General features: G+C 58.6%; 9 protein-coding genes. 4 read left to right on the top strand and 5 right to left on the bottom strand.

Translation table 11 applies throughout. The features are described from left to right. Positions 1–90 precede the first annotated feature (90 nt). Positions 91–1,131, top strand: coding sequence for an NADP(H)-dependent aldo-keto reductase (locus M2394_RS06960; RefSeq protein ID WP_176995105.1), 1,041 nt, complete (start codon positions 91–93; stop codon positions 1,129–1,131). 114 nt (positions 1,132–1,245) lie between these two features. Here the strand turns inward: M2394_RS06960 and M2394_RS06965 are convergent, their stop codons facing one another. Then, positions 1,246–2,382 carry an acyl-CoA dehydrogenase family protein gene (locus tag M2394_RS06965; protein WP_176995106.1) on the bottom strand — a complete coding sequence of 379 codons (1,137 nt, stop codon included), beginning with the start codon at positions 2,380–2,382 and terminating at the stop codon, positions 1,246–1,248. A 220-nt stretch (positions 2,383–2,602) separates the two neighbouring features. On the opposite strand from M2394_RS06965, the gene M2394_RS06970 reads away from it, so the two are divergent. After that, positions 2,603–3,523 (top strand): GlxA family transcriptional regulator, encoded by a 921-nt coding sequence (locus M2394_RS06970; protein WP_259172028.1) that lies wholly within the window; start codon positions 2,603–2,605, stop codon positions 3,521–3,523. Positions 3,524–3,652: 129 nt separating this feature from the next. Here the strand turns inward: M2394_RS06970 and zapE are convergent, their stop codons facing one another. From zapE to M2394_RS06985, 3 genes are all read right to left on the bottom strand, one after another. Next, entirely contained in the window at positions 3,653–4,747 is a 1,095-nt protein-coding gene (gene zapE / locus M2394_RS06975) for a cell division protein ZapE (RefSeq protein ID WP_176995107.1), read from the bottom strand. A gap of 79 nt (positions 4,748–4,826) precedes the next feature. Next, the gene (locus tag M2394_RS06980) at positions 4,827–6,182 is read right to left on the bottom strand and encodes a tryptophan--tRNA ligase (RefSeq protein WP_259171954.1); all 1,356 of its coding nucleotides are present in this window, start codon (positions 6,180–6,182) and stop codon (positions 4,827–4,829) included. A 24-nt stretch (positions 6,183–6,206) separates the two neighbouring features. Continuing rightward, positions 6,207–6,836 carry an alpha/beta hydrolase gene (locus M2394_RS06985; RefSeq protein WP_176995109.1) on the bottom strand — a complete coding sequence of 210 codons (630 nt, stop codon included), beginning with the start codon at positions 6,834–6,836 and terminating at the stop codon, positions 6,207–6,209. 147 nt (positions 6,837–6,983) lie between these two features. Between M2394_RS06985 and M2394_RS06990 the strand changes: the two genes are divergently transcribed. After that, entirely contained in the window at positions 6,984–7,421 is a 438-nt protein-coding gene (locus M2394_RS06990) for a YhcB family protein (RefSeq protein WP_003171734.1), read from the top strand. 197 nt (positions 7,422–7,618) lie between these two features. Here the strand turns inward: M2394_RS06990 and M2394_RS06995 are convergent, their stop codons facing one another. Beyond that, positions 7,619–9,343, bottom strand: a complete 1,725-nt coding sequence (locus M2394_RS06995) for an ABC transporter ATP-binding protein/permease (RefSeq protein WP_259171955.1) — start codon at positions 9,341–9,343, stop codon at positions 7,619–7,621. Between the two features lie 264 nt (positions 9,344–9,607). Between M2394_RS06995 and M2394_RS07000 the strand changes: the two genes are divergently transcribed. After that, on the top strand, positions 9,608–12,307 hold the full coding sequence (locus tag M2394_RS07000; protein WP_259171956.1) for a dermonecrotic toxin domain-containing protein: 2,700 nt from the start codon (positions 9,608–9,610) through the stop codon (positions 12,305–12,307). The last annotated feature ends 7 nt before the right edge of the window (positions 12,308–12,314 follow it).

Raw genomic sequence — 12,314 nt, forward strand, 5'->3', positions numbered from 1 at the left:
CTTCCACTGCAGAAAGAGGTGGGCAATTATGCAGATTGCCAAAAAAAATTCAACCTGCTTTTATGATTGTTTTCCCCGAAGGAGTACCCGATGGATTATCGACAGCTGGGCCGTACGGATCTGAACGTGAGCGCGATAGCCTTGGGCACCATGACCTGGGGCGAGCAGAACAGCGAGGCAGAGGCCTTCGCACAGATCGAGCGGGCCAAGGCCGCGGGGATCAACTTCCTCGACACCGCCGAAATGTACCCGGTGCCGCCCAAGGCCGACACCTACGCCACCACCGAACGCTACATCGGTAACTACTTCAAAAGCCGCGGCGACCGTGCCGACTGGGTCCTGGCCAGCAAGATTGCCGGCCCCGGCAACACCATCGACTACATCCGCGACGGCCACCTGCGCCATAACCGCAAGCACATCGTCGAAGCCCTGGATGCCAGCCTCAAGCGCCTGCAGACCGACTGGATCGACCTCTATCAGCTGCACTGGCCGGAGCGCAGCACCAACTTCTTCGGCCAACTGAGCTACAAGCACAAGGACGAAGACAACCTCACCCCACTGGAAGAAACCCTTGAGGTGCTGGACGAGCAGGTCAAGGCCGGCAAGATCCGCCACATCGGCCTGTCCAACGAAACCCCGTGGGGCACCATGAAATTTCTGGCCCTGGCCGAAGCTCGTGGCTGGACCCGCGCCGTGTCGATCCAGAACCCCTACAACCTGCTCAACCGCAGCTTTGAAGTGGGCCTGGCGGAAGTCGCCATTCGTGAACAGTGCGGCCTGCTGGCCTACTCGCCCCTGGCGTTCGGCATGCTCAGCGGCAAGTACGAGAACGGCGCACGCCCGGCCAAGGCACGCCTGACCGAATACAGCCGCTTCAGCCGCTACTTCAACCCGCAGTCGGAAGCGGCCTGCAGCCGTTATGTGGCACTGGCGCGGGAACATGGGCTGGACCCGGCGCAGATGGCGTTGGCGTTTGTGACGCAGCAACCTTTTGTGACCAGCAACATCATTGGCGCCACGTCGCTTGAGCAACTGGACAGCAACATTGCCAGTGCCGACCTGAAATTGTCGAAAGAGGTGTTGGAGGGGATTGAGGCGATTCAGAAGGATCATCCGAACCCTGCGCCTTGATTGATCTTTAAGCCGCCATCGCAGGCAAGCCAGCGCCCACATTTGAATGTATTCACAGTTCAAAATGTGGGAGCTGGCTTGCCTGCGATGAGGCCCTCAGCAACACCAAAAAAATCAAAGCGCCCGCGCAATAATCTCTTTCATGATCTCATTGGTCCCCGCATAAATCCGCTGCACCCGCGCATCCGCCCACGCCCGCGCAATCGGGTATTCCCACATAAAGCCGTAACCACCGTGCAACTGCACGCACTCATCGAGCACCTTGCATTGCAAATCCGTGGCCCAGTATTTGGCCATCGCCGCCGTGGGCACATCCAGCTTGCCCTCCAGGTGCAACGCGATGCACTTGTCCACAAACACACGCCCGATCTGAATCTCGGTGGCCATCTCCGCCAGCTTGAACCGGGTGTTCTGAAAATCGGCAATCGCCTTGCCAAACGCCTTGCGCTCGCGGGTGTACTCCAGCGTCCACGCCAGGGCCGCCTCGGCTGAAGACACGGCGCCAATCGCCACGGTCAGCCGTTCCTGGGGCAACTCCTGCATCAAGTACGCGAAGCCCATGCCGGCCTGGCCCAGCAGGTTTTCCTTGGGCACTCGCACGTCCTGGAAGAACAGCTCGGAGGTGTCCTGGGCTTTCATGCCCACCTTTTCCAGGCGCTTGCCCTTGTCGAAGCCTGGCGTGTCGGCCTCCACCAGGAACAGGCTGGTGCCCTTGGCACCGGCCTTGGGGTCGGTCTTGGCGACGACGATCACCAATTCGGCCAGGTAGCCATTGGTGATGAAGGTCTTGGAGCCGTTGATCACATACTCATCACCGTCCAGCACCGCGGTGGTCTTGACCCCTTGCAGGTCGGACCCGGCGCCCGGCTCGGTCATGGCAATCGCGGTGACCATCTCGCCGGAGATCAACTTGGGCAGGTATTTGTGCTTCAGCGCCTCACTGCCGTAATGCAGGATGTACGGTGCCACGATGTCCGAATGCAGGGAGAAACCGATGCCGGTCAGGCCCAGTCGGCTGATCTCTTCGATCACCACGGCGCTGTACAAAAAGTCCGCGCCCAAGCCGCCGTATTCTTCCGGCAGATGGGAACACAACATCCCCGCCTCCCCCGCCTTGCTCCACAGGCCACGGTCGATATAGCCCTGTTTTTCCCATTGCCCATGGAACGGCGCGGCGTCTTTTTCGAGGAAAGTGCGCACGCTGTCGCGGAAGAGTTCGTGCTCCGGGCTGTACAAGGTTCTGGGAATCATGGGTCACCTGCGTGGATTGTCGGACAAGGACGAGCCCACAGAGACTATGCCGCGAAAGCATCACGGGACACTGGACACATGCGACAAAAAATAAGACGATCCAGCCGTCTGGTGACCACTTTCCCCTATAAGAATAAATGAAATTATGTCTAACCAAATCTCCACGCCGTTGCGGCGCGTCAGCATTTTGGCCATTGATCGGGTATTCGCTTCCACCCTCATGCAAGCCAAGGATTTCTTCCACCTCGCCAGCCTGCGTTACGGCAAACAACAAGGCCTGGGCCTCACCCCCGCATTCGAAACACGCCTGGTCAGCCCCGACGGGCAATCGGTACGCAGCTTCAGCAATGTGATCATGCCGGTGGACGGCGGCCTGGAAAACGCCGACATCATCGTATTGCCGGCCTTCTGGGATGATTTCGACGCGCTGTGCGCACGCTACCCGCAAGTGTTGCCGTGGCTGCGAGAACAACACGCGCGTGGCGCCGTACTCTGCGGCGAAGCCACCGGGGTGTTCTGGCTGGCTGAGGCCGGCCTGCTCGATGGCAAGGAAGCGACCACCTACTGGCGTTTCTTCAACGCCTTCAGCGAGCGTTTCCCCCGAGTCCAGCTCAATCAGGACAAGCACCTCACCGACGCCGACAACCTGTATTGCGCCGGCGGCACCACGTCGGCGTGCGACCTTTATATCTACCTGATCGAACGCTTCTGCGGCGCCAACATCGCCCAGGCCGTGGCCCGCGACATCCTTTACGAAGTGCAACGCAGCTACTCACCAGGACGCATCGGGTTTGGCGGGCAGAAGCTGCACCAGGACGTGATCATCCTGCAGATCCAGCACTGGCTCGAAGAGCACTTTGCCGACAAGTTCCGCTTCGAAGACGTGGCCCGGGAACACGGCATGAGCATCCGCAACTTCATGCGCCGCTTCCAGACCGCCACCGGTGACAAGCCATTGCACTACCTGCAACGCCTGCGCATCGAGACGGCCAAGGGCCTGCTCTCGGGCAGCCGCAAGAGCATCAAGACCATCAGTTATGAGGTGGGTTACGACGATGCGAGTTTCTTTGCGCGGTTGTTCAGGCAGCACACGGAACTGTCACCGAACCAGTATCGGCAGCAGTTCCAGCAGGCCGCATAAGAAAGGTTGACGCAGTAAACAATGTGGGAGCGGGCTTGCTCGCGAATGCGTTGGATCAGTCACCATTTCCAGTGCCTGACACTCCGTATTCGCGAGCAAGCCCGCTCCCACATTTGATCTACAGCGTTCTTAGGGCTTGTGACCGCGCGACAGGAACTCGTGGGACTGCATTTCCAGCAAGCGGCTCAGCGTACGTTGGAACTCGAAGTTCAAGCGACCACCGGTGTACAGGTCCTTGAGCTCAACTTCCGCCGAGATGATCAGCTTCACGTTGCGGTCGTAGAACTCGTCGACCATGTTGATGAAACGGCGTGCAATGTCGTCGGTGGTGACGCTCATCTGCTCCACGCCACTCAGGATCACCGCGTGGAAGATCTTGCCCAGCTCGATGTAGTCGTTCTGGCTGCGCGGGCCGTCGCAGAGGGCGCGGAAGTCGAACCAGGCCACGTCATCACAGGTGCGCAAGGCGATGATTTCGCGGTTCTCGATCATCAGCTTGTCGTTTTCCACTGCCTGGGTGCATTCCGGCGTCAGCGCACGGAAGCTCTTTTTCAGGCTCTCGTGGGCCGCTTCGTTCAGCGGGAAATGGAACAGCTCCGCTTGCTCCAGATGGCGCAGGCGGTAATCGACGCCACTGTCGACGTTGACGATCTCGGTGTTCTGCTTGATCAGCGCAATGGCGGGCAAGAAGCGCGCACGTTGCAGGCCATCCTTGTACAAACCATCAGGCACGATGTTCGAGGTGGCGACCAGGGTCACGCCGTTCTTGAACAGCTCTTCCATCAGGGTGCCGAGGATCATGGCATCGGTGATGTCGGAGACGAAGAATTCATCGAAGCAGATCACCCGCGCTTCTTCGGAGAAACGCTTGGCGATGATCGTCAGCGGGTTCTTCTCGCCCGGCAGGGTCTTCATTTCTTCGTGCACGCGCTTCATGAAGCGGTGGAAGTGCGTCCGGACCTTTTCCTTGAACGGCAGCGCTTCGAAGAAGGTGTCTACCAGGTAAGTCTTGCCCCGGCCGACGCCGCCCCAGAAGTACAAGCCTTTGACCGGCGTGTGGTCTTTCTTGCCAAACAGCTTGCTGAACATCCCTGGCTTGTTTTGCGAAGCGGCGATCAGGTCGTCGTACAGGCGCTGCAAATGGCGCACCGCATTTTCCTGAGCCGCATCATGGAAGAATTCAGGGCGTTTCAGATCAGCTTGATATCGTTCTAGGGGCGTCATAATTTCGTTAGCAAGGCAACAAAAACGGGCCGTCACTGTAACGACGGCCCTGGATAATGGCAATCAACCCTTGGTCGGGTTAATCCTCGATAGGGGTCAACGCAACGCGCAGGGCGTCGATGGCCGCATCGCGCGACGCTTCGTCGGCGAACTCGGCGCTGTCGGCCACCGCAGCGCCGTCCAGCCATACGCTGAAGCCCTGGGCTTCGTTGCGTACGTCCAGGGCGTCGCCACTTTGCAGCTGCTTGGTCACCGCGCCAGCGGCTTTACCGTCGGCAAAGTTGCGCGACAGCAGCAGTTGTTCGCCATCGGCGGCCAGCAGACGGAAGCGGAAGCTGCCGTCAGCTTCACGGAAGCTCACGAAGCGCGCCGCTTTCGCAGCTTTCTTCTTGGCCGCCACCGGCGCTGCCGCTTGATTGACGAACGAGCGCAAGCCCACCGCTTCACGCAACTCAGCCAGGAACGGCGCCGCCACGGCACGGGCTTTCTTGGCACCGATCAGCAGCAGGTCTTCCATGTCGGACGGGCGCGACATCAATTGATGGTAACGCTCGCGGGCTTCACCCAGTTGACCGTCGAGCAGTTGGAACAGGCGGTTCTTCGCCTCGCCCCAGCCCAGACCTTGCAGCAATTCAGCGCGGAACTCTTCTTCCTGAGCCTTGCTGGCAAACGCCTGGTACAAGGTGAACAGGTGCGAGTTGTCCGGGTCTTTGGCTTCGCCCGGCGCGCGGGAGTCGGTGACGATGCGCGAGATGGCGTCTTTCATGTCCTTGGCGCTGGTGAACAACGGGATGGTGTTGTCGTAGCTCTTGGACATCTTGCGGCCATCCAGGCCCGGCAAGGTGGCGACGCTTTCTTCGATCAGCGCCTCGGGCATGGTGAAGAATTCTTTACCGTTGCCGAACAGGTGGTTGAAGCGCTGGCCGATGTCGCGGGCCATTTCCACGTGCTGGATCTGGTCGCGGCCGACCGGCACCTTGTGCGCGTTGAACATCAGGATGTCCGCCGCCATCAACACAGGGTAGCTGTAAAGGCCCATGCTGATGCCCGCATCCGGGTCTTCGCCGGCGTCCACGTTCTTGTCCACCGAGGCTTTGTACGCATGGGCGCGGTTGAGCAGGCCCTTGGCGGCCACGCAGGTGAGCAGCCAGGTCAGCTCGGGGATTTCCGGGATGTCCGACTGGCGATAGAACGTCACCCGGTTCACATCCAGGCCACCGGCCAACCAGGTCGCAGCGATTTCCATACGCGAGCGCTGGATGCGCTGCGGGTCATCGCACTTGATCAGGGCGTGGTAGTCGGCCAGGAAGTAGAAGGAGTCGGCATTGGCATCCTGGCTGGCAAGGATCGCCGGGCGGATCGCGCCAGCGTAGTTGCCCAGGTGCGGCGTGCCGGTGGTGGTGATGCCGGTGAGGATACGGGTACGAGTCGTCATGGGTAATCGCTTATCAGACTGCTATCAATTCGAGAGGCGCGGCAGCACCAGATCCTTCAGATCGGTGAGCTTGCCATGAAAAAAGTGCCCGCATTCTGCCACTTTCAGCAGCTCATGGGGGCGTTTCAGGGCGGCGGACCAGTCGTAGACGGTCTGCGGGTCGACCACTTCGTCGGTTTCCGGCTGGATCAGGGTCAGCGGGCAGCCCTGTGGCAGCACGTCGGTATCACGCAGGCGCATCACCGCCGCGGCCACCATGAACAGGTGCGCGAGTTGTTCGCCCTTGGCTTCCAGGCGTCCGCCGAGGCTGGCCGCCACATAGCCGCCGAAGGAGAAACCGAGCAAGGTGATCGGCAAATCCGGGTGTTTTTCCCGCAGCCAGGTGGCGGCCGCTTCGGCGTCATCCACTTCACCGGTGCTCATGTCGTGAGTGCCGGCACTGGCGCCGACGCCACGGTAATTGAAACGCAAGGTAATCAAACCGGCATCGCGGGCGGTACGTTGCAGGGTCGAAACGACTTTATTGAGCATGGTCCCACCCTGCACCGGATTGGGGTGGCAGATCAGCGCCAGGCCACGTGGCTCGGGGTGATCCAGGTACAGGGCTTCCAATTGGCCCACCGGGCCATCGATCAAAACGGGGGTTTCACGCATGAGCAAGGAATGAACTCCGTGACCTCTCAAAGGGTCGACTCGTCTAGCTAAAAGTCTGTGCATGGCATCATTGCGAGCTTAATCGCGGTATACAGCGCAGGTCCGAGCCGTTAACGTAAAGCAAAGCCGTTTATAGAGGAAGGACTCGTGGAACACTCGCTCTTAGTTTGGTTGTTGCCGACTCTTGCCCTGGTTGCCGGTGTCGCCATTGGTTTCCTGGTTGCTCGCTTGCTGCCCAATGCCGCGCCTAACCGCACGCAGCGTCAGCTGGATGACATCCAGGAACGTTTTGACAGTTATCAGAACGAGGTTGTTACCCACTTCAACAGCACCGCGACCCTGGTCAAGAAACTCACCCAGAGCTACCAGGAAGTACAGGATCACCTCGCCGATGGTGCCAACCGCCTGGCCCTCGACGACATCACCCGTCAGCGCCTGCTGGCCGCGTTGCATTCCGATGCACCGCAAACCCCACGGGAGCGCCTGACCCCACCCCGGGAAAACCAGGAGCCGCCACGGGACTACGCGCCAAAAACGCCGAACGCCCCAGGCATGCTGGATGAGCATTACGGCTTGAAGAAGTAACTTCTCTTCACGCACAAATAAGCCCGGCTGATCGATGATCAGCCGGGCTTTTTGTTACCTGCTCATTCTCAAGAACACTGGAAACCCAACGTGGGAGCGGGCTTGCTCGCGAATGCGTTGTGTCAGTCACAGCAACTACAACTGACACAACGCATTCGCGAGCAAGCCCGCTCCCACAGTTTTGACCGCATGCGGCCTTAAGCCACGGGTTGCTCCCGCAACAACCCGCTCTCGATCCGCACATGCCGCCCATGGAAGCGCTTTAGGCTGCTGCGATGGCCGACGCTGACGATGCTCAGCCCCGGCAACTCATCGATCAACGCCTGGTACAACGTCGCCTCGTCCTCTTCATCCATGGCCGAGGTGGCTTCGTCCATGTACAGCCATTGCGGTGCGAACAACAACGCGCGGGCAAACGCCAGGCGCTGCTGCTCACCCGGCGAGAGCATGCGCTGCCAGTGATTGGCTTCGTCCAGGCGCGCCACCAGATGCGGCAGGCGACAGGTCTCCAGCACCTGTGCATAACGTTCGGCCGGGTAGAGGCTGTCCTCCTGTGGATAACTCAACACCGCCTTCAGCGTGCCAATCGGCAGGTAGGGCTTTTGCGGCAGGAACAGGTAGCGCGCCGCCGGCAGGCGAATGCTGCCGTGGCCTGCGGGCCATAAATGCCCCATCGCCCGCAGCAACGTACTTTTGCCACTGCCGGAACGACCACTGAGCATCACGCGCTGGCCCGGCTCCACCGTCATGTCGGCATGGGTGAGCAAATGGCGGCCGTCGGCCAGGTCCATGCCCAGGTCTTGCACCACCAGGCGCTCGCCTTCCGGGCGCACGTCGATGGCCGGCGCGCGCTGCTCGTTCTCGCTCATGGCCTGGTGGAAGCTCAACAGACGATCACTGGTGGCGCGCCACGACGCCAACTCCGAATACGCGCTGATAAACCAACTGAAGTTCTCTTGTACATTGCCGAAGGCCGAGTTGATTTGCATCAGCTCGCCCAGCTCGATCTTGCCGGTGAAGTAGCGCGGCGCGGCGACGATGAACGGGAAGATGATTGCGATCTGGCTGTAGCCGGCGGTGAAGAACGTCAGGCGCTTGGACACTTTCATGATGTCCCAGAAGTTGTGCCAGACCTTGCCGAAACGTGCGCTCAGGCGCTGGTTTTCATTCGGCTCGCCGTTGTACAGCGCAATACTTTCGGCGTTCTCACGCACGCGCACCATGGAGAAACGCAGGTCCGCTTCGAAACGTTGTTGTTGGTTGCTCAAGCCGATCAAGCGACGGCCGATCAAGTGCGTCAGCCAACTGCCGACGGCGGCATACAACAGCGCGCACCAGAACATGTAGCCGGGGATGGTGATGCCAAACACTTCGATGCTGCCCGACACGCCCCACAGGATGATGGAGAACGACACCAGGCTGACCACGTTACGCAGCAACCCGAGGCCCAGGCTCAAGGTGCTGGAAGTGAAGTTATTGAGGTCTTCGGAAATCCGCTGGTCCGGGTTATCGGTGTAGCCGCCCTGCTCCAGCTGGTAGTAGTTCTTGTCGGCGAGCCACCGCGCGAAGTGTTTCTCGGTGAGCCAGGCACGCCAGCGGATGGTCAGCATCTGGGTCAGGTACAAGCGATACACCGCGCCCAGAATCGCCACGGCGGCGATCCCGCCGAAATAGCCAATCAGTTGCCAGAAGGCATCGGTGTCCTTTTTCTCCAGAGCGTTGTAGAAATCCTTGTACCAGTGGTTGATCCACACGGAGATCGCCACGCTGAACAGCGACAGGCCAATCACCGCCGCCAGCAACAACCAGGCCTTGCCCTTCTCTTCGCTGCGCCAATACGGTGTGATCATCGCCCAGGTTCGGCGGAAGAATTGCCCACGCACCGCGTCGTTGACCGCGGAATACTCAGCGTTATGGTTCATTGTTCAGGCTCGGTCGAAAAAAAATGAATGACACCGGTTCGATCATAGTGGATCAGCCCGATAGGCCACGCGGTCTGAAACATATCGTTCAGTCAACGTTCAGTTCATGAATTTTATTTAATGTTTGCCCTCCCTACTCGGTCGGACCGCGCAGGAAAAGACTGCACATACAAGGCCAGGAACTTAAGCGCCAATTTCACCAACTTACCGGCTCAGCATTCAATATGCACCTAGCCAGGACGGCACTTCAGAGAATATGAAAGCATGCCGAGATCCCAGAGCGTCCCCTTCGTTTCCTTTTTCCCAACCGCCTCGCACTACGCAACCACGAGAACGCCGCAGCCGATAACCGACGTACGGGAGAAAAAGCCGAGTTCACCGGGGCGCCCTACTGACGTTTATCACACGCAATTGCCGCACAGCAGCGAGGACGTGCAGCGCTATATAAAGAACAATGTGAGCAGCCTGTTGACGCCTGCGCAGGAAGTTTCAAAATTGATCGCACGTGCCCTGCACAAAAAATTCGGCATGACGATCAACCCTGACACAACCTATATCGTCACCACTAACTACGACCTTTCCAAAGGCAAACCACGTGACGGCAAGATGCTCAACAGCATCAGTCTTACTGATGCAGCGCTTACCAACATGCGCACCCTCAACACCGACGACAACACGCTCTCATCTGCCCAAAAAACCAACAAAAAAGTGCTGGATATCATTGGCAAATTCTCGGTCGTTGGCGGCCTCCTTAATTTATTTAGAGCCCCCTCGCCCCCCACCCTGCCCAATCCTGACAACATGTTTGAATACGTCGTGGGGAGTATTGCGAACCAAAAAACACCATCACCGGATCTATCCTCAAAACTCCCGTTTGCCCCCCAAGCGTTCCGTGATCTCGTTTGGAATACGGAACTCGCCGCCCCGTATAAAAAGTATCTGGACAGTTTCTGGCGGTCCCATGAAACCACCTACCAGCAATTGAGCAAGATCGCGTTTGCCCAAGCCGCCCATACACAGGCGCAGGAAGGCAGCCTGAGTGAACAGGATGCACACCTGGCAATGCGGGCTGCCGGGCTTGCACCGGGCAAGCCCTGGCTGGAAACCAGTATGAAAAACCTGGAGGCCACCTATGCCAAGGATCCAAAACTTGAGATCGGCCTGCTGTCTGTCAACGGTGATAAGTCCACCGACTTGATGTATGTCATCGACAAAACAGTCCGGCAGGACGCCAATGGCAAAGACATAAAGGCCACCCTGCTGCATATTCCCGGTAACGCCTCCCCCATCCACCGGTTTGACAGCCCCGAAGAGATGAAAACCTGGGTCGCGGATCAAGCGGCTGACCCGAAAAAGCGCGCGGCCTTGCGCGCTCACTTCAAAAAATCCGATCAGGACGACAAGTATTTTTCCGACGGTGTGGACCAATCCCTGAAAGGCCTCGGTGGCTGGACCGAGGCCCATAAACCAGACCCCCTGGGTTTCACATCACCCAATGGTTGGGACCCCCAACGCTATATCACGCTGGAGCCCATCGAGGGCTGCCCCTTCAACACCATTACCCTAAACCAGAAAGAGCGCTCCTACGCCGACGCCAATCACAACATTACCACCGACTCCGACGTCAACAAGGCGACCTTATTAAGGGTTACGGAGGCGGCAACCGCCACGGCCCTGATGCTGACCCCCCTGGCATTTCTGATGCCGGAGATTGGCTTGGCACTGGACGTCCTTTACGCCGGCGCAGGTCTCATGGAAACAGGTATTGGCATTGATGACCTGGCCCACGGAAAATCGGCCGGGACAGACCGGATCGTGTTTGGCTTACTCAATGCGGCCCCCGGGATCGCAGGCGGAGCATCCAGGCTGGGCAAAGGCGCAGAGACCGTCGAAATAGCGTTTGCGGACAACGTTGCCGAACCCACTTCCGACAGCCTTATGCCGCTAGCTGAAGAGCACACACCCTGGGAAACGTTCAACCGCTTACGCCCGCAAGCGTCGGGCAATATCAGCGCCTATGCCGTTACAGATGGCGAAAGGCTTATCGACGGTATACCACGCAACGCCAATCACATTTATCAGGTTCCCGGTGCTGACGGAATGGACCGCTGGCTGATCAAACATACCGATCATTCTGCGATCGTACACATCTATGAAATCAAATCGACGTTCAAACTTAGCGATGGCTATGTAGAGATTATTGACCCTGCTTCCAGGCAATCCGTCATGACGGTGCATTTGAATACCGCCGGCGAGTGGGTACGGTTTGAAGGCGCCGGAGGAATGAAGTTTCCATGGCAGCGCAGCCAGCCCTCTGCAAAAGCACAGCTTAACGAGGCGATTGCAAACATTAACCGGGACAGTAGTTCATTCAGCGAGGCCGAGACCACGCAAATACAGGATGATTTATCCAACCTGATCCGGGCGTCCAAAGCGGAGCTCTCTGAAAGCCTGAATGAATATACCGAAGCGGGATCGGACGAAATAAACAGTGAACTGCGCCGTCAGCCGGATGAGCGTCAATACTCTGAACAACTGCAAGCGTTCCTGGCGGATTTCGACAGCCAAGCGGATTACACCGGTAAAGCCTATCGCTACGCCTATGTCACTGCCGATGGCGAAGCCGCATTGAAAAACGGAGTGGGGAAAGTGTTCAGAGACGCAGCTGTTCAATCAGCCTCCACCCAAGCCTTCAATGCAAAGAGTTGGGGAGCCTGGGCGAAAAACGCTTCAGGCGCTTCGAATAACAAGCCCGTGGTCTATGTGTTCGACGAATCAGTTCCGAAAAAGAACCTGTCCAGCAGCTTCTTATTTGACCATGTGGCCGTCGAGCCGGAAGCCTCATTGGAGGTCAAAGCGACAAAAACACAAGACGGGGTTTTATACGTGTACTTGGAGTCCCCGGCAAAAATGCCAGATCAACGCTACAACCTGTTCGACGGCAGTGTTGCGCGCCCGTACTAAGCAGCCG

It is taken from the genome of Pseudomonas sp. BIGb0164 (assembly GCF_024810135.1).
In the GTDB taxonomy this organism is placed as follows: Bacteria; Pseudomonadota; Gammaproteobacteria; order Pseudomonadales; family Pseudomonadaceae; genus Aquipseudomonas.

Bases quoted from the DNA above. Each gene is read 5' to 3' on its own strand.
- zapE (WP_176995107.1), bottom strand. From the start codon at position 4,747: ATGACGCCCCTAGAACGATATCAAGCTGATCTGAAACGCCCTGAATTC.
- M2394_RS06970 (WP_259172028.1), top strand. From the start codon at position 2,603: ATGCAAGCCAAGGATTTCTTCCACCTCGCCAGCCTGCGTTACGGCAAA.
- M2394_RS07000 (WP_259171956.1), top strand. From the start codon at position 9,608: ATGCCGAGATCCCAGAGCGTCCCCTTCGTTTCCTTTTTCCCAACCGCC.
- M2394_RS06980 (WP_259171954.1), bottom strand. From the start codon at position 6,182: ATGACGACTCGTACCCGTATCCTCACCGGCATCACCACCACCGGCACG.
- M2394_RS06960 (WP_176995105.1), top strand. From the start codon at position 91: ATGGATTATCGACAGCTGGGCCGTACGGATCTGAACGTGAGCGCGATA.
- M2394_RS06985 (WP_176995109.1), bottom strand. From the start codon at position 6,836: ATGCGTGAAACCCCCGTTTTGATCGATGGCCCGGTGGGCCAATTGGAA.
- M2394_RS06965 (WP_176995106.1), bottom strand. From the start codon at position 2,382: ATGATTCCCAGAACCTTGTACAGCCCGGAGCACGAACTCTTCCGCGAC.
- M2394_RS06995 (WP_259171955.1), bottom strand. From the start codon at position 9,343: ATGAACCATAACGCTGAGTATTCCGCGGTCAACGACGCGGTGCGTGGG.